The 19,098-nt window shown below is 34.9% G+C and carries 25 protein-coding genes; 9 read left to right on the plus strand and 16 right to left on the minus strand.

What is annotated here, in order from left to right:
* Positions 1 to 40: 40 nt before the first annotated feature.
* Together G4D61_RS18305 and G4D61_RS02330 are read right to left on the minus strand one after the other, a co-directional pair.
* Positions 41 to 163 carry a hypothetical protein gene (locus G4D61_RS18305; protein WP_268812472.1) on the minus strand — a complete coding sequence of 41 codons (123 nt, stop codon included), beginning with the start codon at positions 161 to 163 and terminating at the stop codon, positions 41 to 43.
* A 71-nt stretch (positions 164 to 234) separates the two neighbouring features.
* A complete protein-coding gene (locus G4D61_RS02330) occupies positions 235 to 591 on the minus strand; it encodes a DUF1360 domain-containing protein (protein ID WP_025727473.1) in 357 nt (118 codons plus the stop codon).
* Positions 592 to 820: 229 nt separating this feature from the next.
* Between G4D61_RS02330 and G4D61_RS02335 the strand changes: the two genes are divergently transcribed.
* Entirely contained in the window at positions 821 to 1,312 is a 492-nt protein-coding gene (locus tag G4D61_RS02335) for a CotY/CotZ family spore coat protein (RefSeq protein WP_035354857.1), read from the plus strand.
* A 45-nt stretch (positions 1,313 to 1,357) separates the two neighbouring features.
* Here the strand turns inward: G4D61_RS02335 and G4D61_RS02340 are convergent, their stop codons facing one another.
* The 8 genes from G4D61_RS02340 to G4D61_RS02375 form a co-directional block, all read right to left on the minus strand.
* Positions 1,358 to 1,993, minus strand: coding sequence for a CotO family spore coat protein (locus G4D61_RS02340; protein WP_025727475.1), 636 nt, complete (start codon positions 1,991 to 1,993; stop codon positions 1,358 to 1,360).
* A gap of 586 nt (positions 1,994 to 2,579) precedes the next feature.
* Complete coding sequence (locus G4D61_RS02345; protein ID WP_025727476.1) at positions 2,580 to 2,924, minus strand: hypothetical protein; 345 nt, start codon at positions 2,922 to 2,924, stop codon at positions 2,580 to 2,582.
* Positions 2,925 to 2,995: 71 nt separating this feature from the next.
* On the minus strand, positions 2,996 to 3,286 hold the full coding sequence (locus G4D61_RS02350; RefSeq protein ID WP_025727477.1) for a hypothetical protein: 291 nt from the start codon (positions 3,284 to 3,286) through the stop codon (positions 2,996 to 2,998).
* Positions 3,287 to 3,369: 83 nt separating this feature from the next.
* Entirely contained in the window at positions 3,370 to 3,798 is a 429-nt protein-coding gene (locus G4D61_RS02355) for a hypothetical protein (RefSeq protein WP_025727478.1), read from the minus strand.
* Positions 3,799 to 4,433: 635 nt separating this feature from the next.
* Positions 4,434 to 4,889 (minus strand): dTDP-4-dehydrorhamnose 3,5-epimerase family protein, encoded by a 456-nt coding sequence (locus G4D61_RS02360; protein ID WP_025727479.1) that lies wholly within the window; start codon positions 4,887 to 4,889, stop codon positions 4,434 to 4,436.
* Positions 4,886 to 5,734 carry a dTDP-4-dehydrorhamnose reductase gene (gene rfbD / locus G4D61_RS02365; RefSeq protein WP_035354856.1) on the minus strand — a complete coding sequence of 283 codons (849 nt, stop codon included), beginning with the start codon at positions 5,732 to 5,734 and terminating at the stop codon, positions 4,886 to 4,888. Before rfbD ends, G4D61_RS02360 begins: the two co-directional genes overlap by 4 nt.
* Positions 5,731 to 6,699, minus strand: coding sequence for a dTDP-glucose 4,6-dehydratase (gene rfbB, locus G4D61_RS02370; RefSeq protein ID WP_025727481.1), 969 nt, complete (start codon positions 6,697 to 6,699; stop codon positions 5,731 to 5,733). Before rfbB ends, rfbD begins: the two co-directional genes overlap by 4 nt.
* Positions 6,696 to 7,439, minus strand: coding sequence for a sugar phosphate nucleotidyltransferase (locus G4D61_RS02375; protein ID WP_025727482.1), 744 nt, complete (start codon positions 7,437 to 7,439; stop codon positions 6,696 to 6,698). The genes rfbB and G4D61_RS02375 overlap by 4 nt, the downstream gene beginning before the upstream one ends.
* A gap of 245 nt (positions 7,440 to 7,684) precedes the next feature.
* On the opposite strand from G4D61_RS02375, the gene G4D61_RS02380 reads away from it, so the two are divergent.
* On the plus strand, positions 7,685 to 7,990 hold the full coding sequence (locus G4D61_RS02380; protein ID WP_025727483.1) for a hypothetical protein: 306 nt from the start codon (positions 7,685 to 7,687) through the stop codon (positions 7,988 to 7,990).
* A 9-nt stretch (positions 7,991 to 7,999) separates the two neighbouring features.
* Complete coding sequence (locus tag G4D61_RS02385) at positions 8,000 to 8,971, plus strand: CgeB family protein (RefSeq protein WP_163173122.1); 972 nt, start codon at positions 8,000 to 8,002, stop codon at positions 8,969 to 8,971.
* A 77-nt stretch (positions 8,972 to 9,048) separates the two neighbouring features.
* On the opposite strand, the gene fabI is transcribed toward G4D61_RS02385, so the two are convergent.
* Both fabI and G4D61_RS02395 read right to left on the minus strand, forming a co-directional pair.
* Positions 9,049 to 9,828, minus strand: a complete 780-nt coding sequence (gene fabI / locus G4D61_RS02390) for an enoyl-ACP reductase FabI (protein ID WP_025727485.1) — start codon at positions 9,826 to 9,828, stop codon at positions 9,049 to 9,051.
* A 91-nt stretch (positions 9,829 to 9,919) separates the two neighbouring features.
* Complete coding sequence (locus G4D61_RS02395; RefSeq protein WP_163173160.1) at positions 9,920 to 11,764, minus strand: monovalent cation:proton antiporter family protein; 1,845 nt, start codon at positions 11,762 to 11,764, stop codon at positions 9,920 to 9,922.
* Positions 11,765 to 11,887: 123 nt separating this feature from the next.
* On the opposite strand from G4D61_RS02395, the gene prpE reads away from it, so the two are divergent.
* Positions 11,888 to 12,622 carry a bis(5'-nucleosyl)-tetraphosphatase PrpE gene (gene prpE / locus G4D61_RS02400; RefSeq protein ID WP_025727487.1) on the plus strand — a complete coding sequence of 245 codons (735 nt, stop codon included), beginning with the start codon at positions 11,888 to 11,890 and terminating at the stop codon, positions 12,620 to 12,622.
* On the opposite strand, the gene G4D61_RS02405 is transcribed toward prpE, so the two are convergent.
* The 4 genes from G4D61_RS02405 to G4D61_RS02420 all read right to left on the minus strand — a co-directional run bounded on the left by G4D61_RS02405 (position 12,606) and on the right by G4D61_RS02420 (position 15,513).
* Positions 12,606 to 13,496 (minus strand): RluA family pseudouridine synthase, encoded by an 891-nt coding sequence (locus G4D61_RS02405; protein ID WP_163173124.1) that lies wholly within the window; start codon positions 13,494 to 13,496, stop codon positions 12,606 to 12,608. The genes prpE and G4D61_RS02405 overlap by 17 nt on opposite strands.
* 23 nt (positions 13,497 to 13,519) lie before the next feature.
* Positions 13,520 to 14,314: an NAD kinase gene (locus G4D61_RS02410; protein ID WP_025727489.1), complete on the minus strand. Its 795-nt coding sequence runs from the start codon at positions 14,312 to 14,314 to the stop codon at positions 13,520 to 13,522.
* A 100-nt stretch (positions 14,315 to 14,414) separates the two neighbouring features.
* Positions 14,415 to 15,050 (minus strand): GTP diphosphokinase, encoded by a 636-nt coding sequence (gene yjbM / locus G4D61_RS02415; protein WP_025727490.1) that lies wholly within the window; start codon positions 15,048 to 15,050, stop codon positions 14,415 to 14,417.
* 79 nt (positions 15,051 to 15,129) lie between these two features.
* A complete protein-coding gene (locus G4D61_RS02420; RefSeq protein ID WP_025727491.1) occupies positions 15,130 to 15,513 on the minus strand; it encodes a UPF0738 family protein in 384 nt (127 codons plus the stop codon).
* A gap of 167 nt (positions 15,514 to 15,680) precedes the next feature.
* Here G4D61_RS02420 and G4D61_RS02425 point away from each other — a divergent pair, with 167 nt between their 5' ends.
* The 5 genes from G4D61_RS02425 to G4D61_RS18655 all read left to right on the plus strand — a co-directional run bounded on the left by G4D61_RS02425 (position 15,681) and on the right by G4D61_RS18655 (position 19,066).
* Positions 15,681 to 16,265: a CYTH domain-containing protein gene (locus G4D61_RS02425; RefSeq protein WP_025727492.1), complete on the plus strand. Its 585-nt coding sequence runs from the start codon at positions 15,681 to 15,683 to the stop codon at positions 16,263 to 16,265.
* A gap of 11 nt (positions 16,266 to 16,276) precedes the next feature.
* A complete protein-coding gene (locus tag G4D61_RS02430) occupies positions 16,277 to 16,939 on the plus strand; it encodes a lytic transglycosylase domain-containing protein (protein WP_025727493.1) in 663 nt (220 codons plus the stop codon).
* A 195-nt stretch (positions 16,940 to 17,134) separates the two neighbouring features.
* Positions 17,135 to 17,536, plus strand: a complete 402-nt coding sequence (locus tag G4D61_RS02435; protein WP_025727494.1) for a globin domain-containing protein — start codon at positions 17,135 to 17,137, stop codon at positions 17,534 to 17,536.
* 14 nt (positions 17,537 to 17,550) lie between these two features.
* Positions 17,551 to 18,393, plus strand: a complete 843-nt coding sequence (locus G4D61_RS02440; protein ID WP_163173162.1) for a ClpXP adapter SpxH family protein — start codon at positions 17,551 to 17,553, stop codon at positions 18,391 to 18,393.
* Positions 18,394 to 18,913: 520 nt separating this feature from the next.
* Complete coding sequence (locus G4D61_RS18655; RefSeq protein WP_035354861.1) at positions 18,914 to 19,066, plus strand: hypothetical protein; 153 nt, start codon at positions 18,914 to 18,916, stop codon at positions 19,064 to 19,066.
* Positions 19,067 to 19,098: the final 32 nt, after the last annotated feature.

A 19,098-nucleotide genomic window follows, 5' to 3' on the forward strand; every position in this document is an offset into this window, starting at 1 on the left:
ATATTATCTTTAGAGGTTTCTGTTATGTTGGATCATTATCTTATCGTACTTTTTTTCCTCCACAGCCACATCCGCCTTTTTTAATTTTCTTTCCGTTTAATTGTTTGACATACGAAGGTACAGTAGATGGGACTGCAGGAATTTTAACAGTTGATTTATTCATTATTTACCACCCTTCATCAAAGAAATTCCCTCTTCTTTTTTATCATATGCGATAAATAATGTATTGTTTCGTCATCTGTCTAAGAACGGTGAAAGCAGTGTTTCTACAATACTTGCACACCCGGCAATTGTTAAAATGCTAATGACATAAATTGAAATGGTCGGGAAGAAAACCCACCCTAAATATAATATAGCAGCACACCATATTCCAGTACACCAATAACAGCTTAATAACTCCCCAATCCATCTTCTTATTCCCTTTCCTTTAATAATAATATAGGTTTGTTTTGATCCATCAGGTTCTATCTCTTCTATCTCCTCATGAAATGGTTTTCTTAAAAAGTTTGTAATTTTATCATAGACTAATAATCGTGTCAGACGAAAACTCGCGAAAATTAATAAAAATAGCATAAACCATGATGAAATCATCCAATCCCTCCTTTTCCAACTTCCATATCATAATGTATGTATGTCAAATTAGATTGATTATACGAAGTTTTTCAAGAATGTCTAAAATTCATGGAACCTTTAAACATCAAGTATGGTGATGATGCCTATTTTTCCAAAAATGCAAGGACATTCGTAACAAATTAGGTCAATAGACAATATTCTATTAATGTAATGTACATTACAAAAAACATAAGGAGTTGGATTCTTAATGAGTTTACAAAAACACGATATTCATTGCGTTTGTGATATCGTTCATTTCATTAATGATTTGCAAGATGCCATTGAAGATGATAATAATTGCCCAACACATTGTTTAAATCCAGTATTAGGTGGAACATCATCAAAGAGACCTCCTAAAAATACGCGGCCATTTGTTCTTTTCACAGAAGATGGTAAACCTTTTGAAGCTTTCTTTAAGCCAATCCACGACGGATGGGATTGCCCTTGCGATGAAGATGTAGATGGCAATGATAAAAAAGCAATTGACTTTTTTTGCAAATCTAAATTCTTCAGAGTAGAAAGTGTTGAAGGGTGCTGTGCAGTATTACGTGTATTAGAACCAGCTTGTATCAACAGTGCTTGCCCACAAGTTGATAATCCGCAAGAAAATCTGATGACTTCACATTCTTGCATTACTGTAGATTTGAACAAGTTTAGTGCTATACAATGCTTAGACGATATATATTTAGAAGGTGTTTAATCCCCTCCTAAAAGTCGATAAGTAAAAACTTATCGACTTTTTTATTTAGCTTGATTTCATTTTAATTTGGTTAATCTCTTCAAAATGTAATGAAACAGGTGCGATATTATTTTCTAATATAATCTTCACTTTTTCACCATCAAAATCTCCGATAACTCCTATATATACATTATCATTTGTGGAAATTTCACACACAATTTTTGGTATATAAAACGGCTTATGAACTAAATAATCAATTTTTTCTAAATTGGTCATCTCCTTAAATGACTTACGGCTATAAGTAGGCGTCTCTTCAATTTCATCAATAGTAACTTGTCCTTCAAGCTCCTCAACTTCTGTATTTACTTCCGCTTCTTCGTTTACTTCAACGATTTCCTCTACTGTAGGTTCAGTAATGACTTCAATATTTTCCTCTGAATAGTCTTCTATGTCTTTATCTGTTTCAACAGTTCCGTTATCTTCAATTGTTTCTTCTTGAAGATCTGTTTCTTGTTCCTCCAGCTTTTCCTCATCGGTCACTAATGGTTCGAGCGTCTCTTGCTCAGTTACTTGTGAGATCATCTCTTGTGGTTTAAGAATGAATGTTTTTTGCATATTATTTACGCTAATAGGATCAGATTTCGGCTGCGTAATATACAGTAGTGGTTTATTGATTTCATAATGGCTTTGTTGACTACTCAACTTCTCATCCTCCATTCTGAATATTAAATACGTATTATATGTATGCATTAGGTCTTTGCAAGGTGCCTAGATACATAATACTGATCACCACTCTGTTTGAACAAATACACTGTTTCCACCTATTAGAACAGTGAAGAACCACTTGTTTTAACAACACGCCAAGATTTTTTACACCCTCTCTAATATTTGTAATGTGTTAAACTTCCGCTGCTGATCCTAGAAGCTCCTTGGCTTACAACTGATTGATGGTCTCACGTTGACCCCCATATCCCGTTGTAGTCTCATCTCATCCACTCCAATTGACTAGTTATTTTGAATGTAAATATCATTACCCTATTGAGTTTTTGCTTCCTTATTTGGTCAACTTTGATGGCTGATTGTCGCTCCAGGGAGTCGCTTTCCAAGCGATAGTCCGGTCTCCATCTCGGCAGACAGAGCCTGCGGGGTCTCCCATAAACAAGTTAATCCCCTGCAGAAGTCTTATCTTTTCCACTTCAATCAATGAGTGATTGAAGCAACACAACAATCTTTTAAAAAAAATAAATCCCCTTTACTGTTAAGAATAAAGGGGATTGGTTAACATCTATTAAGATTGGTTTAAAGATTTAACTGCATCTAAGAATGCCTTTTTATACTCTTGTTGCTCTTTCATAGCTTGTTGTAGCGTTGTTAATAAAGATTGGTTTACCTGATTATTTTTTCTCCATTTTTTTGCATCATCGTCCAAAAGATTTAAAAGGAATGTATAGACAAGTAATAATGTTGAGTAATTATCAATATATGTGAGACTGATGGAGTGACCACCTTTACCGCCTTGTGCTAGAGAATGAAAGGCCGGTATCGTACCATCGGCAATCTTTTCGGCTAACTCTCCAGGTACCCCAAGCTCCATCAATTGTTCCTTTGAATATTCAGAAGGTTGATTAACCACTTTATATCATTCCTTTCCTTTGGACGCTTAATTATCAATATTTATTACAATATATGCGGCAAATAAGAAGATTAGACGTCAACTTCTACATCTACTTCATTATCGCAAACATTTGCTTGAAGAGGTACGTTAAGCACTCCACCTAAAGATACTGCTGCACCGCCAATAGCGATATTTAAAATATTTACTAAGCCGACAGATACAACTGTAGCGTCTCCTCCATTTGGATTTTGTGTATTTACAGGACTTGCAGCGTTTGAACAACCACCTGTAGTGACATCTTTTTTCTTAGAATCAGAGGAATGGCATGAATTTGATTTTTTCCATTTATTGTTTGAACACTCAATAAATTCTTTACTCATTCTCTAACACCTCCTTTCAACTCTCTACATTAAAATATGAGAAATGGTATTTTTAGAAACGGATTTTGTAATAGATTAAATATCTATTTATTTATAAATTGGGATAAATCCAAGTCTAATAACGATTGATCATTTACTTTTATTTTAAATGTGCCATTTTCAGTAGCTGTCGTAAATTTTGGTAGTATATTACCTAGTTGTTGTGTTAGGTTAAGAGGTGTGCTGGTATTTGATGATTGAAGATTGCTTAAAAGATTTGTTAAATTTCCACCATTTAATACATTGCTTAGATTATCTAGGTTAGCCAAATTCCCTAGATTCGCTAAACCACCGTTCAAAACATTATTTAAATTTCCACCTAATACATTTGATAAACTTTGGCTAACGATCGTCGTGATACTCCCTAAGCTTTGATTTAATGTTGAAATAAGTGCTGCTAATTGTTCTTCACTTAGAGTGTTAGAGATATTTCCACTCACATTCATTTGTGTCTCACCATTTGACTCAACCAACTCCGTGCACCTCCTTTCTTTCTAGTTTAGTATATTAAGACTTCATTCATAGTGGCTCAGCTTATATCATTAGGAAAGTGCCCTTTTTATATTTGAAAGGTTATGATACAAACCTTATAAAAGATTATGTGATTATTCATTGTTCACTTAGATATATGCGTATGCTCAAATATTTTTATTAAAGATAATGATAAATAAAACTGCCGAAGGGATTTATTGTGATGGGACTATTTTTCTCTATTGAGGAGGATAAAGCATATACTTACTCTTTGTATAATGATTTGTCCATTTTAAATTTAAAATAAACAGACCATCCTTTTTAAGAGGGACTGAATTCCTATAAAACGTAAAATAGCCATAAAAATGATTGAAGGGGAAGGATTAAAGATACATAATGAACCTCATGGAAAAAACAATCTAAATCTAATTACATTACACTCTATACTTCTTTTAATATATAATCTCTTCCCCAATGACTGAATGACTATCCAAATAGCTATATATTCTAATTACTAACAATGAGAACACAAATGAGCAAAAACAGCCCATAAGTGTTATTAAAACAAATAGGATCGTCATTTTTACATACTATGAAGAGAAAAGCGAGTTTTTCAAAAAATAAATGATGGATAATTTTAACGGTTTTTAGTTTCCCAGTCGAATCCAATTGATGGATCATCCCAAGGAATTCTTTTTTCATCAGGATGATTTGGATTATATGATTTTGTTGTGAAGTATATAATTGTTGCTGGTTCATTTCCTAGCACGCGATAGCCATGTGCAACCATTTTTGGAATAAGTAATAAACTAGGATTATCTACCCCTAAATAGTATACATTTGTTTCTTGATAAGTCGGAGAGTCCGGTCTTAAATCGTATAGAACGACTTGTGCCTGACCTGAAGGGAAAAACCATAGATCGTCTTGAAGTTCATGATAATGAAAAGCTTTTATCACACCAGGATAACTCATAGACCATGATGCTTGCCCAAATTCACTTAAGAGATTTTCATCGTCACGAACAAGCTCCGAAAAGAATCCACGGTCATCAACGTATTTGACTAATTTTTTTATTTTGACACCTTGGATCAAATGAATGTCTCCTTTCTATAAAAATAATGTTGCAAAGCTTCATGCCACGGCTTCATTTTTATTCCTTCCCGATGTAGCGCGTTATGGCTAAGTACCGAATACATTGGGCGATTTGCTAGAGTCTTTAGTTGACTGCTAGAAATAGGCTGTATATTTGCTGACTGATAGCCAGATAGTTCTGCAATCTTTTGAGCAAATTCAAACCAACTACATGATCCTGAGTTAGTTACATGGTAAATACCGTATGGCTTGCCTATTAAACTTTTAATCGTTAATGCAAGATCTTCCACGTAAGTCGGTGATCCAATTTGATCATCGACTACCCGTAATTCTTGATTAAGCTTTAACTGATTTAATATTTTACTAACGAAATGGTTATTACCCTCTCCACCATATAACCATGATGTTCTAACAATATACACTTTTTCAGAAATCATCGTGACTAACTGTTCACCCAGCCACTTACTTTGCCCATAAATTGAAGTTGGGTTTGGGCGATCTGTTTCTTCATACGGTACTGAAGATGCTCCATCAAAAACGTAATCAGAACTGATGTAAAATAAAACAGCCCCCACTTCGCTTGCTGCTTTTGCTAAATAATAAGGTCCAAGCGCGTTTACAGAAAACGCCTGCTCTCGCTCGTTTTCCGCAAGATCTACTTTTGTATAAGCAGCTGCATTCATAATATAATGAGGCTTAAATCGATTTATGACCTCTCTTACAGCTAGTTCATTTGTAATATCTAGACTTTCTTTGTTTAATAAAAGAACTTCCGCATCCTGTTTAAATACTTTACTTAATTCTTTTCCAAGCTGGCCGTCCCCACCTGTAATCATTACTTTCATTTGCTATCACCCATTTTTAGATAGGAAGACTTATACCATTCGATCGTTTGCTTGATTCCTTTTTCAAAAGACACAGCTGGCGCCCAGCCTAGTTCACGATTCAGCTTCTGCCAATTCATCGAATATCTTTGATCATGCCCTAAACGATCTTGAACAAATTTAATAAGCTTAGGACTTTTTCCCATTATTTCTAAAATTCCCTGGACGATTTCTAAATTTGTTTTCTCCTCATTACCGCCAATATTATAAATTTCCCCTTCTTGTCCATGGTCCAATACGAGTTTAATGGCCCGACAATGATCTTCTACGAACAACCAGTCTCTTATATTTAATCCATTTCCATATATAGGTATTTCTTTATTATGAAGTGCATGCAAGATTACTTTTGGAATCAATTTCTCTTCATGCTGGTATGGTCCATAGTTGTTGCTGCAGCGAGTAATGATAACAGGTAATTGATATGTTTGATAAAAACTTCTAACGAGCAAATCCGAACTTGCTTTGCTTGCTGAATAAGGATTATTTGGAGCGAGAGGATGTTCCTCAGTAAAAGACGGTTCATCATTTTTCAAAGAACCGTATACTTCATCTGTCGAAATATGAACCATTCGGCTCGCTTTTCCTTTTAGTAATGCTTCTAATAAGTTTAACGTACCATGTACATTTGTGTGGATAAAAGGATACGCACTTTCTATACTCCGATCTACATGAGATTCAGCTGCAAAATGTATAATCGCATCATAATGACGATCGAAAGCCTTATCCAATTGCGCTAGCTCTGTAATATCGCATTTGATAAATCGATATTTTGGATTCATTTCAAACTCTGTAATAAGATGGTTATGGCTCGCATATGTTAACGCATCAATATTTGTAATCTTGTCATCCGTATTGTCTAGCAAGTATTGAATGAAATTTGACCCTATAAAACCAGATCCGCCGGTAATTAATAATTCCCTGCTCATGTTCCTAACTCCATTTCATCATTAAATGCTTGATAAATCATTTTGTTCGCTAAATATAAAGATTCATGCGTCCCGGCATCTATCCACCAGCTTGATAATACATTATATGTTAACTTTGAATGTTTAATATACTGATTATTTACATCGGAAATTTCCAATTCACCACGATTAGATGGTGCAATGCTTTGAATAAAATCAAATACTCGCCCATCATACATATAAATACCAGTTACGATATAATTTGAAAGAAACTGCTGTGGCTTTTCTACAATATTAAGAATTGAATTTGATCCTTTATCTATGACTGCCACACCAAAGCGATTTGGATCTTCAACTTCTTTCAAGAGTACTTTTGCACCGGATGGCTGCTCTTGAAATTGCTTGATAAATGGTTTGAGAGAATCTTTAAATATATTATCTCCTAAAATAACAACAAATCGATCGTTGCCAACAAAATCCTTCGCATGCAGAAGTGCTGCCGCTATTCCCGCTGCGCCCTGTTGAGCAGCATATGAAATATTTACATCTAAATCTTTCCCATCCGCTAACAATTTTTGAAAAGCTGGAAGAAATTCTGCGTTCGTAATAATAAGGATATCCGTAATTCCAGCTTCTTTTAGCTTTAATATTGGCCAATAGATCATCGGGTATTTACCAATCGGTAACAAATGTTTATTCACCGCTTTTGTAATTGGGTACAGCCGTGTCCCTGTTCCCCCAGCTAAAACAACTCCTTTCACTGTAAAACACACCCTTTTAAATGATAAAAATTTAACAATCCATAATACATTATGTAAAATCAAACCAATTTGTCTAAACGGATACTATTTTTTTCTAAAATAGGCTCCAGTTGATTCACTCTATAAATAATATATCTACATAAGTGGAATTTTATTAGATTAGGAAATGAATCTATACTTCTACTAACAAAATTACATAGAGTATAGTGTAGTTTGCAAATTAAAAGAAAGTTGAGGTGAAAGATATGTCAAACTTAGTAGCAGCAATTTTTCAATTAGTTGATGATATCCTTGAATCAGTAGCAAATGTAATTAGTGGTGGTACAGTACCTCCAAATGAAGGAACTTGTGCCGTTTTTAGCCAGCTCACACCAGGTACTACTGTAACAGTAACAACAACTTCAGGAAGCATGATTGGGCCAGCTACATTTGTATCATTTGATGCAGCAACTGGGATTGTAACGCTTCGTGAACAAAGCTCAGTTAGTCCTCCTGTTGTTGAAACGATCCAACTTTCATGTACAAATATTGAAAGTGTTACACAAGGTTAGGCGAGAACATTGACATTATTATTTATTCGATCCGGGTACGCAGGAATCTACGATTATATAGAAACAAGTATTTTGGAAGCTTTCGAAAACAATGCTATTCCATTTATTATTCATCATCCGCATGAACCGATCGAAAATCTCGAAACTATTTTAAAAGAGAATAAACTATCATTTGCAGTAACAATACTTGGAGATTATCTCTCTATAGAAAAAATAAATCTTTTAAAAACATATTCCATAAAAATTGCAGTTTGGCTCACGGAAGATCCCTTTTATATCGATCATACAAAAGAATTAATTGATCAATATGATGTGGTACTAACGATTGATCAAGCTGCTTTAACATTTTATCGAGCAACAGGCCATCAACATGTTTATCATTTGCCGCTTGGAACCAATACAAATATATTTAAACCTTTAGCTGTTTCAGCAGATTATGCCACGGATCTATTATTAGTAGGTGCACCCTATCCCTCGAGGGTACACCTTATTCTTTTTTTATTGCAGCAGTCCGATTATCAAATCACAGTTATTGGCAAAGGATGGTATAATGCTTTAGGCAAAAAAGAGAGAAGAAATCCACAGCTTAATTGTATTAATAGATGGATTGCTCCACAGGACGTCGCCACCTTTTATAATGGCGCAAAAATCATTTTAAACCCCCATCGTACCGGGCAGCTAAAATATAATAAAAATCGTTTAGGTATTATAAATGAAAGTATAAATAATCGCACGTTCGATATTGGTGCTTGCGGAAAATTTCAATTAATTGAGGAAAAAGCGGATTTATTTACCTTTTTTGAACACGATGAAATTGTATCTTATCAAGATCAACATGATTGCTTATTAAAAATAAAACAATTTATAGACGATCAAAAAAATCGAGAAATAATGAGCGAACGATTAAGAAAGAAAGTATTGGCACAACATACGTTTAATCATCGTATTCTTACTATTTCTGACATAATAGATAATTGTTAATCCCCCAATGTATAATGATTGGGGGATTTGCTATCAATAAAAATAGCCCTAGCAGACAACTAGAGCCTCAATTTACATTATCCAATAACGTGATAACCGGCATCAACATGAATGTTTTCACCAGTAATTCCACGCGATAGATCACTTAATAAGAAGTACGCAGTATCACCTACTTCGTCAATTGAAACGCCACGATGTAAAGGTGCACGTTCATCCATTACCTTTAATACGCTATTAAAGTCGCCAACACCTTTAGCAGATAACGTACGAATTGGACCTGCGGAAATTGCATTCACACGGATATTTTGTTTTCCAAGATCATTCGCTAAATATTTTACGCTTGCTTCTAGTGACGCCTTTGCAACTCCCATAATATTGTAGTTCTCCATTACGCGCTCTCCGCCTAAATAAGTTAACGTAATGATACTGCCGCCATTTGGCATTAATTCTAATTCTTTTGCAACTTTAGCAACAGCTGTAAGAGAGTAAGAACTAATATTATGGGCAAGTAAAAATCCTTCCCGAGTCACATTCGTATAATCGCCTTTTAGTTCTTCTGTGTTGGCAAAAGCAACACAATGGGCAATCCCATCAATCATTCCGACTTCTTCTTTAATCGTTTTAAAACATGCTTCAATCGCTTCATCACTTTCTACATTACATTGTAAGACGAGTGAATTTTGATGATTTAGCGTTTCTGCTAATTGACGTACATTTTTTTCTGTACGTTCTCGTCCATATGTGAAAATTAATCGTGCTCCTGCAGCGTCCAATGATTGGGCAATTCCCCATGCAATACTACGCTTATTCGCTACACCCATTACAACAAAGGTTTTACCTTCTAAAGACAAATTCATGCTTTTAACTCCTTTATGTCAACATTACATTCTAAGATTAGTACCTAGTGCCAATTTTACATGAACTTTCCTTTTTTGAAAAGAGCATCCTCTACCATGATTCCATTTCTTGCCGCAATTCTTCTACATATTCTTCTGAACCAGTAACAATTAATCGATCATTAATATGCAATTCGGTATCTCCGTGCGGAACAATCGATTCTTTTCCTCGAAAAATCCGGACGATAATGACATCACCAGTAAACGGAAATTTTCGCAATGGGATTCCTTCAAATTGGCGATTTTGCATATCAATTTCATGGAGTGAAGCTTCCTGACTCGTCAAAATATCTAATAAATGCGGTGATTCAATTAATCCTCGAAGCAATGCTTTCGTCGATAATAACGTAGAGAACACTTCAATTGATGTATATTTAAGAGTTTCCGCTAAATCAGGTGTTTCAATACGGGCAATCACCCTTTCAACCCCATGCTCATTTGCCCATTTTGCTAACTCAGCATTTACTTCTTCATCCCCTGTCATAAACACAACAATATTAGCGTCTAACACTTTTTTTTGTTTTAAAATATTGATATCGTAGCTTTCAACTTCTTTTACATTAAAAGCTGATTCGGCAATTTGCTCCGCTTTATCCAATTTTGTATGAATCAGAATGGGTTCATATGCTGCTGATTCCAATTCAAGTGTTAACAGCATTGTCCATTGATTTGCACCAATAAAAGCGACAGTTTGTTTCCTTTCTTGCGTTCTTTCTTTTGGGAGCAACTTTCGAAAAACAATTGGTGTAATGATACATGTAATAATTGCCACTAAAATAAAAATACCGCTCATCTCTGCTGATATAACGTTCATGCGTTCAGCAATTTTCGCTGCTGCAATAACAAGCGATAAAGTTGAGGTTAACAAAAAGGACGAGGCCATCACCGTTTTCGTATCATACCATTTTTTCAAAAGCAGCATTGGCAATAGCTTTGATAGGAAAAATGCAATTAATAATAACGGGATAAATATTAACAATTTTCCATTGCTCAATAGCGGCCATATATTTAAATCGACTCCGACCATAACGAAAAAGATCGGAATAAGAAAACCGTAACCAAAAGAATCTAGTTTGCGAATCATTTCCTGATTTGGTGCCAATAGAGAAACGAGAGTACCAGCAAGAAAAGCCCCTAAAATATTTTCTGCGCCAACGGATTCGGATAAGGCGACAAGAATAATAATTAAACAAAAAATGGCCCTTGTCCCGATTTGTGCTGTTCCTGTCGATAGCTTTTCAAAAAATGGTTTACTTTTCAACAATCGTGCGATGAAATATAAGATCACTCCTGCTGCGAATAAAATGAGTAAGAGCCACATATTTCCGCCATCTTTACTTGACAATGAGACGAACACAGATAATAAAATCATCGTTGCTAAATCAGCAATAACCGCTACAAGTAAAATCAATTGTCCAATTGGCGTTTTCATAATATGAGCATCTTTTAACGTCGGGACAACAACACCAAGGGAAATGGTTGATATCATTAATGTCATTAAAAAGAGATTATCAATTAATCCACATTTAACGAACACGTATGAAAAAATGAAAGAAAAAATAAAAATACCAATAAAAACAGCGAATGCCATTTTTAAACGATTCGGTTCTGCTTTTCCAGTTGACAATGTTTGTAAATTTTTAGAACGAAATGCAGAAAAATCAATTTCAAGTCCGCTTAAAAACATGAGAAATATAAATCCCAGTGTTGATAATGTATTTAGCCATACATCTTTTTCAATCCAGTTAAATCCACTCTTCCCAATAATCAAACCAACGATGATTTCACCGATAACAACGGGAATGAAATGCAATTTTAAGCGGTGTAAAACAACAGGTGTAACGAAAGCGGCAATCATAACAATGACAACAGAAAATAATGAACTTGATTCCAACAGAAAACCTCCTTTATTTTGGAATGGTAATATAAGCTTTTGTAAAAAATATCATAATCATAAGCAAAATCATACTGCATATTCAGGATTTCTTCTATATTATTAAATGATCAAGGGGGTTTTGTCATGAAAATTGATATCATTGGAGATATTCATGGCTGTTTTGATGAATTTCAACAGCTGACAAAAAACTTAGGATATGATTGGAAAAGCGGTATCCCGATACATCCCGATCGTTTGCTAGGATTTGTCGGTGATTTAACAGACCGCGGACCAAACTCTTTAAAAGTGATTGATATCGTATGGGAATTATGGAAAAAACAGCTTGCTGTATATGTTCCCGGAAATCATTGTGATAAACTTTACCGCTATTGTATAGGCCGCAATGTCCAGATCACCCATGGCCTTGAAACGACAGTAGCAGAGTTGGACGCCCTCACACAACAAAAAGCAGATGCTTATCGCAAAAAATTTATCGAGCTTTATGAAGGCTCCCCTCTATACCAAGTACTTGATGATCAGCAATTAATCATTGCTCATGCTGGTATTAAAAGAGGGGATATTGGAAAAATGAACAAAGCAGTTAAAACATTTGTTCTTTATGGTGATATTACAGGGAAAAAGCACGCAGATGGGACTCCTGTTCGGCGCGATTGGGCGAAGTATGATAATGGCAAAGCATGGATTGTTTATGGCCATACCCCTGTGAAAGAGGCAAGATTTCTCGGACATACCGTCAATATTGATACTGGAGCAGTGTTTGGCGGAAAATTAACCGCGCTGCGCTACCCGGAAATAGAAACTGTATCTGTTCCATCGACAATGCCATTTGTACAAGAAAAATTTAAAACATTTGCATAATCTTATCGAGAAACGGTGCTTTCGTATGAAATGTTAACGGCTTGTTTTCAATAGGATGAACGAATGTCAATTGACTACAATGTAAAGCCTGGTGTGGGTAAAGTTCAATACTACCTCCATATAGTTCATCACCTACTAATGGATGACCTAAATACGCCATATGGACACGAATTTGATGGGTTCTCCCTGTATCTAACCATAACTTCAAATGGGCAACATTCGGATATTGCTGAATCACTTCAAAATGAGTACGAGCATATTGACCATCACTTCTAACCTCTCTCTCAATAATGCTCGTTTCTTTTCGACCAATAGGAGCTTCTATAATACCGTTCTCTTCAGTAAATTGACCTTCTGCAAGAGCTTCATATGTTCTATGAATGTCACGTTTTTGCTGCATTTGGCTAAAAAGATGGTGGACAAAGCGATTTTTCGCAACAAGCACAAGACCAGATGTATTTCGATCAAGACGCGTGACAATATGAATGGCAGCCTTTATAGAATGGCGTTGATAATATCCCATTAACGCATTTGCCAAGCTCGATCTTGGATGCTCACGCGATGGAATTGTGCTCATATATGGAGGTTTGTTTATAACAATCATACTTTCATCTTCATATATAATTTCTAATGATATATCTTCAGCAAGTAAGCTTTCACTTGGTTGTTCTTGAGGAAATATAATTTCAAGTACGTCCTGTTTTTGTAATCGATAACGAACATTTTGTTCGCAGCGATTGACCAATATTTTTCCTCCATTAAATTTTATATCTGTTAAGGCACGTTTAGAAATATGATGTTCTTTTAAATATTGCTTTATTTCTTTATGATGATCCTCAGGTTGAATAATCCATTTTAATGAAAATTGCTTCAAAGTTTTCCCTCGCCTTATTGATGTCAATCTGAAATAAACGAATCATGAACTCTTTTCCAAAAAGGAAAAGTTTTGAAACGGGCAAAACGAATTTTTTCTTTTGCAACACGATATTGAATAGATTTAACGTCTTTATGCAATAAAGTTAAATGGTCTACAGTTACAAGAAAATCTTTTTGGCGAACTGGTTTTAAAACACATGTGTGGTGTCCTGGTAAAATAAGCGGTGAACCTATAGTACGAAACACTTTATTATTAATGGATGCCATTTCTGTCAACTGGATTGATTGCAAAGATGGATGAACAATTGCTCCTCCAAGTGCTTTATTATAAGCTGTACTACCAGATGGGGTCGCAACGCAAAGACCATCCCCACGGAACCTTTCAAAATGCCTTTCCCGGATCTCAATGTCCATTACAAAGGTACCCTCTACACATTTAACAGTTGATTCATTTAAGGCAAGATATCTCGTTTCCTTGCCGCCATGTTCATAACGAATCATGACTTCCAGCAACGGATATTCAACAGGCTCGTAAGATTTATGGGCAATCGCGTCAACTAAAGCTTCAATTTCTTCTGGTACCCAATCAGCATAGAAGCCTAGATGTCCAGTATGTACACCGACAAAGGCAGTCCGATCCAGGCGAGAACTATATCTATGAAACGCATATAATAATGTACCGTCACCGCCAACTGAAATAACAATATCAGGCTGTGCTTCATCATAAACGAGGCCAAAATCTTGCAAATAAGTTCGAATCTTTAACATTAATGCATTTGATTCTGCATTTCCTTTAGACCTTACAGCAAATTTCATTCTTTCTGCACCTTCTTTCACTATGTATTAATATAAAAAGCTGTAATAGCATCCACACCTCTAAAAACTTCTTTATTTCCTAGTATGGTGTTGAATTCATCTATTTTTGTTTGTCAATTTGTTCTTTATTTTTCGTAAAGTAAACTTGTGCTTCTTGTATTTCTTCACGTATTTCAGACATTTCCTCATCTAAACGAAATGCTGCTTCTGCTGCCCTTTTTAACCGCAATTGAATCTCTTCTGGAAATTGTCCTTTGTATTTATAATTTAAAGAATGCTCAATAGTGGCCCAAAAATTCATAGCTAAAGTACGGATTTGAATTTCTGCTAAAATTTTTTTCTCACCGTGAATCGTTTGTACTGGATATTCAATAATGACATGGTAAGATCGATAGCCACTCGGTTTTTTATTCGATATATAATCTTTTTCTTCAACAATACGAAAATCATTTCTTTTTCTTAAAAGTACAACGACAGTATTAATATCGTCTACAAACTGGCACATCATTCTTACACCAGCAATATCCTGTATTTGAGTTTCTAACTGGTCTAGTGGAATTCCTTTTGAAGCTGCTTTATCTAATATGCTTGCAATTGGCTTCACTCTACCTGTAACAAATTCGATCGGGGAATGTGTCCGTTCTTTTTCAAAATGTGTACGCATTCCTTTTAATTTTATTTTCAATTCATCAACGGCTTGTTTATATGGTATTAAAAATTCATCCCAATGTGTCATCCGTTGTCACCCCTTTATTTGCATATCAAACTCCCACTATCATTTAAAATTTCTTCATGAAGCCTTTAGAGAACCAGCATCATTCATTTGTTTTTGCTAAAAAGATTGCTTCTACTTTTGCAACAAATTCTTCTCCATAGTTACTGTTGCCTTCAATATTACTAATGAGATAATCCATTTCCTCATGGAAATCTAGCAATTCTAGTCGTTCATTTTTAGAAACAGCCACAACGTTTTTATGATGTTTTAATGCCTGCTGAAGATCATGCCATATTTCAGTTGGTAAATATAAATATGTATATTCCTTATCATCTTCTGTTAAGTAAACAAACGAGCACTCGTCAGAATCAACAAGCATTCTACCTGCTGGTCTTAATTGTGAAAAGGCAATCGGCTGATCGCAATATAATTCAAGCGAATTTTCTAAAACTTCAGACTGATTTAACATTATTTTTGTACGCAATACAGTTTCCTCCCAAATTCAAATCCCCAGCTACATTTAACCTATTTTCAAAGTTAAATAAAATAAAAGTCACTTTATTTTACCATAACTACAACATTAAATTGAAGGTGCCTGACCCCTTTAGTATAATAAAGGGGTCAGGCACCTTTAAAGGGAGGTACGTTTTAGTGAGTACTGAGATTGAGATAGAATTTAAAAATATTGTGACTGCCCATGAGTTCAAGCAATTTCTTGCAGCATTTAAGATACTTCCAGAAGATTTTTGGAGTCAAGATAATCTTTACTTTGATACGAGTAATTTTGCTTTAAAGGAAAAGCATTCCGCTCTTAGAATAAGAAAGAAAAAACAACAATTTGAGCTGACATTAAAAACACCTGCAAAGGAAGGGCTTTTAGAAACAAATCAATTGATCAGTGAATTTGAAGCAACTAGAATGATTAACAATGAATCATTTCCAAAAGGAGATGTATTACAACAAATTCAAGCATTACAAGTTCCATATGAAGAAATTGTTTATTTCGGGACATTAACAACAAAACGGGCCGAGATTCCATATCTCGACGGATTACTCGTTTTTGATCATAATTTTTATTTAAATGAAGAAGATTTTGAGATAGAATATGAAGTAAAGGAACCAGTAGCGGGTGAACAAAACTTTATGAATCTTATGAAGAAATTTAATGTTCCGCTTCGCCCCGTCAAAAATAAAGTACGCCGTTTCTATGAAACAAAAAAGAACATAACAAAATGAGGTTTGGAACGATGACATCGATCAATCAATTAAAATCTTTTATGGAAATGCAGGCATTACAATCTCTCATGAATTCTTCCTCTACTTCTGATGCATCAACAAGCATCGATTCAAGCGATTCAAGCACGGGAACGAATTCATTTTTTCAAGAAATACTAACAATGTTGCTGGAAAACGAGTTAAATGATGAGTCAAATACTACTACTGCCTCTTCATCCACAGACAGTAATTCAAGCTCTCCATTAACCGTAAGTAATAATTCAAGCGAACTTAAAAATTCTGTAAGCGATGATCAGCAGGAATCAAGTAATTTGGACACAATCATTTCCAATGCTTCCAAACAATACAATGTTCCAGAAAACTTGATAAAAGCTGTTATTAATCAAGAATCTGGTTATCATACTAATGCTGTTAGTTCTCAAGGAGCATCAGGGTTAATGCAATTAATGCCTACCACTGCTAAAAGCCTGGGAGTAACCAACATAATGGATCCTACTCAAAATATTAATGCAGGTACAAAATATTTAAAAACTATGCTTAATAAATATAATGGAAATGTTCGGCTAGCACTTGCGGCATATAACGCTGGACCAGGCAATGTTGATCGTTACGGAGACGTACCTCCGTTCCAGGAAACACAAAATTATGTGAACTCTATTACAAAAAAACTATAGTTTACAAAACGTTGCTATTAATTAAGCAACGTTTTTTTTGAAATAATTCTTCCATTTCATTGATATAATAATGCTGATTGGTTGAGTTATTATAGCCTGATTGATAAAATAAACTTACCTTAAATTATTTAATAAATACAATTTAAATTTAAGCGATATGAAATGTTTAAAAATAAGATAAAAGGAGTCATTCATATGGTAGATAAGAAAATTGTGCCGTATGATGTTATCGGGGAACAAAAACTCCACCAACTCGTCGATGCTTTTTATAGTCGAGTTGCAAAACATCCAGATTTAATTCCTATCTTCCCAAAAGATTTAACTGAAGTTGCTAGGAAGCAAAAGCAATTCCTCACACAATTTTTAGGTGGACCACAACTTTATACTGAGGAACACGGACATCCGATGCTGCGTGCGCGTCATATACCGCACGAGGTGACACCAACAAGAGCAAAAGCATGGTTGTCTTGTATGAGTCAGGCAATGGATGAAGTTCATTTAACCGGTGCAATACGTGAATATATTTTTTCAAGACTTACTTTAACAGCACAACATATGGTGAATACACCGGATGATACGCTTGGTGAAGAACATTGAAAAATTTTATCGAAATGATGCAAGAAGCAGGTTGTCATTCAGAAAATAGGCCATTAGAAATTTACGTTTTTATTGATCCCCTTTGCCCGGAGTGTTGGGCTTTAGAGCCTATTTTAAAAAAGTTACGATTAGAATATGGATTATATTTTCGTTTAAGACATGTTTTAACTGGAAAACTGACGAACTTAAATGTAAACGCAAAAAAGTGTTCGGCAATAGCTGAACATTGGGAGAAAACCGCAAGTAGGACCGGAATGTCTTGTGATGGCAGTTTATGGATCGAAAATCCGATCACATCTCCACATATCGTTTCAATTGCTATTAAGGCAGCTGAACTTCAAGGCAAAAAATGCGGCATACGTTTTTTGCGGAAAGTACAAGAGGTTGTATTCTTAGAAAAACAAAATATTTCAGATATTGATGTCTTAATGGACTGTGCTGAACAAGCCACATTGGATGTAAATGAATTTTTTAATGATATTCATTCTGAAAGTGCTGCAAAAGCTTTTCAATGTGATTTAAAAATCACATCTGAAATGGACGTAACCGAAACACCTTCTTTAGTCTTTTTTAATGAAAACATTGAAGATGAAGGGTTAAAAATTACAGGACTTTATTCATATGAAGTATATGTCCAAGTTATTTATGAAATGTTAGGCAGCACCCCATCACCGTTGCCATTGCCGCCATTAGAAGCATTTCTTAAATTATATGGCCTTGTCGCCTCAAAAGAAATTGCCGTCGTTTACGATAAAACGATTGATGAGGTTGAAAAAGAGTTAAAGAAATGGTTGCTGCAGCAAAAGGTAAAAAAAATTAATGGAAAACATGGTTCATTTTGGAAATATATTCAATGATAAAGAACCTAACGAGATGATGACGATCTTAACTTGATAATCGTAGATTCATCTTGTTAGGTTCTTTTTATAAGGTCGTTTTTAAAAAAAGGAAGGGATGCTCCGCTCCAAGTTGCTCGCTTTCCGTGAAGTTTTGTTTCTTCCCCGGGCGTAGCCGAGTCCGTTCGGAGATTCTCATCGGCAATGACTCTCCCCTTTCACCCCCACCAATTTTTTGCTGAAAAACAGAGCTTTTTAAAATATAAAAAGAAAAAGACCTTGTCATGACAAGGTCTTTTTCAACACGAACAAAGGGGATGGGAGAAATTTTTCACGGTCAAACAAAGGGGTATATGTTTGCTTGTGATCAACTTCACGTATATAATATACCACCGTTATAATTTGAATGCAAGTAAATGATCATATTTTCACATAATCGTCAAATTTGAATATTCCATACAAAAAAGCATATGTTTTTATGAATGCTTTTTTATAGGGGATGATGACAACGAAAACTTACTTGTTACCATTTTTTATCTTTATGATTGTTTTTTCATTTATTTTAAACATATTTGGTTTAATGAGGCTGCTTCCTATTTATATTACTTCTCCACTTCTTTTCATTGTCATTTGCTTATTTATTATATATTTAAATGGCCGCAATAGATTCAAAGGCTTCACATTAAAAAAGTAGCCAACTTGAGTGTTTTGCACTCATGTTGAGCT

It is taken from the genome of Heyndrickxia ginsengihumi, assembly GCF_011008565.1.
In the GTDB taxonomy this organism is placed as follows: domain Bacteria; phylum Bacillota; class Bacilli; order Bacillales; family Bacillaceae_C; genus Weizmannia; species Weizmannia ginsengihumi.

What these genes read in the sequence shown, in the direction of transcription:
- G4D61_RS18305 (WP_268812472.1), bottom strand. Translation starts at nt 163, where the DNA reads ATGAATAAATCAACTGTTAAAATTCCTGCAGTCCCATCTACTGTACCT.
- G4D61_RS02330 (WP_025727473.1), bottom strand. Translation starts at nt 591, where the DNA reads ATGATTTCATCATGGTTTATGCTATTTTTATTAATTTTCGCGAGTTTT.
- G4D61_RS02335 (WP_035354857.1), top strand. Translation starts at nt 821, where the DNA reads ATGAGTTTACAAAAACACGATATTCATTGCGTTTGTGATATCGTTCAT.
- G4D61_RS02350 (WP_025727477.1), bottom strand. Translation starts at nt 3,286, where the DNA reads ATGAGTAAAGAATTTATTGAGTGTTCAAACAATAAATGGAAAAAATCA.
- rfbD (WP_035354856.1), bottom strand. Translation starts at nt 5,734, where the DNA reads ATGAAAGTAATGATTACAGGTGGGGACGGCCAGCTTGGAAAAGAATTA.
- rfbB (WP_025727481.1), bottom strand. Translation starts at nt 6,699, where the DNA reads ATGAGCAGGGAATTATTAATTACCGGCGGATCTGGTTTTATAGGGTCA.
- G4D61_RS02380 (WP_025727483.1), top strand. Translation starts at nt 7,685, where the DNA reads ATGTCAAACTTAGTAGCAGCAATTTTTCAATTAGTTGATGATATCCTT.
- fabI (WP_025727485.1), bottom strand. Translation starts at nt 9,828, where the DNA reads ATGAATTTGTCTTTAGAAGGTAAAACCTTTGTTGTAATGGGTGTAGCG.
- prpE (WP_025727487.1), top strand. Translation starts at nt 11,888, where the DNA reads ATGAAAATTGATATCATTGGAGATATTCATGGCTGTTTTGATGAATTT.
- G4D61_RS02410 (WP_025727489.1), bottom strand. Translation starts at nt 14,314, where the DNA reads ATGAAATTTGCTGTAAGGTCTAAAGGAAATGCAGAATCAAATGCATTA.
- yjbM (WP_025727490.1), bottom strand. Translation starts at nt 15,050, where the DNA reads ATGACACATTGGGATGAATTTTTAATACCATATAAACAAGCCGTTGAT.
- G4D61_RS02430 (WP_025727493.1), top strand. Translation starts at nt 16,277, where the DNA reads ATGACATCGATCAATCAATTAAAATCTTTTATGGAAATGCAGGCATTA.
- G4D61_RS02435 (WP_025727494.1), top strand. Translation starts at nt 17,135, where the DNA reads ATGGTAGATAAGAAAATTGTGCCGTATGATGTTATCGGGGAACAAAAA.
- G4D61_RS02440 (WP_163173162.1), top strand. Translation starts at nt 17,551, where the DNA reads ATGATGCAAGAAGCAGGTTGTCATTCAGAAAATAGGCCATTAGAAATT.
- G4D61_RS18655 (WP_035354861.1), top strand. Translation starts at nt 18,914, where the DNA reads ATGATTGTTTTTTCATTTATTTTAAACATATTTGGTTTAATGAGGCTG.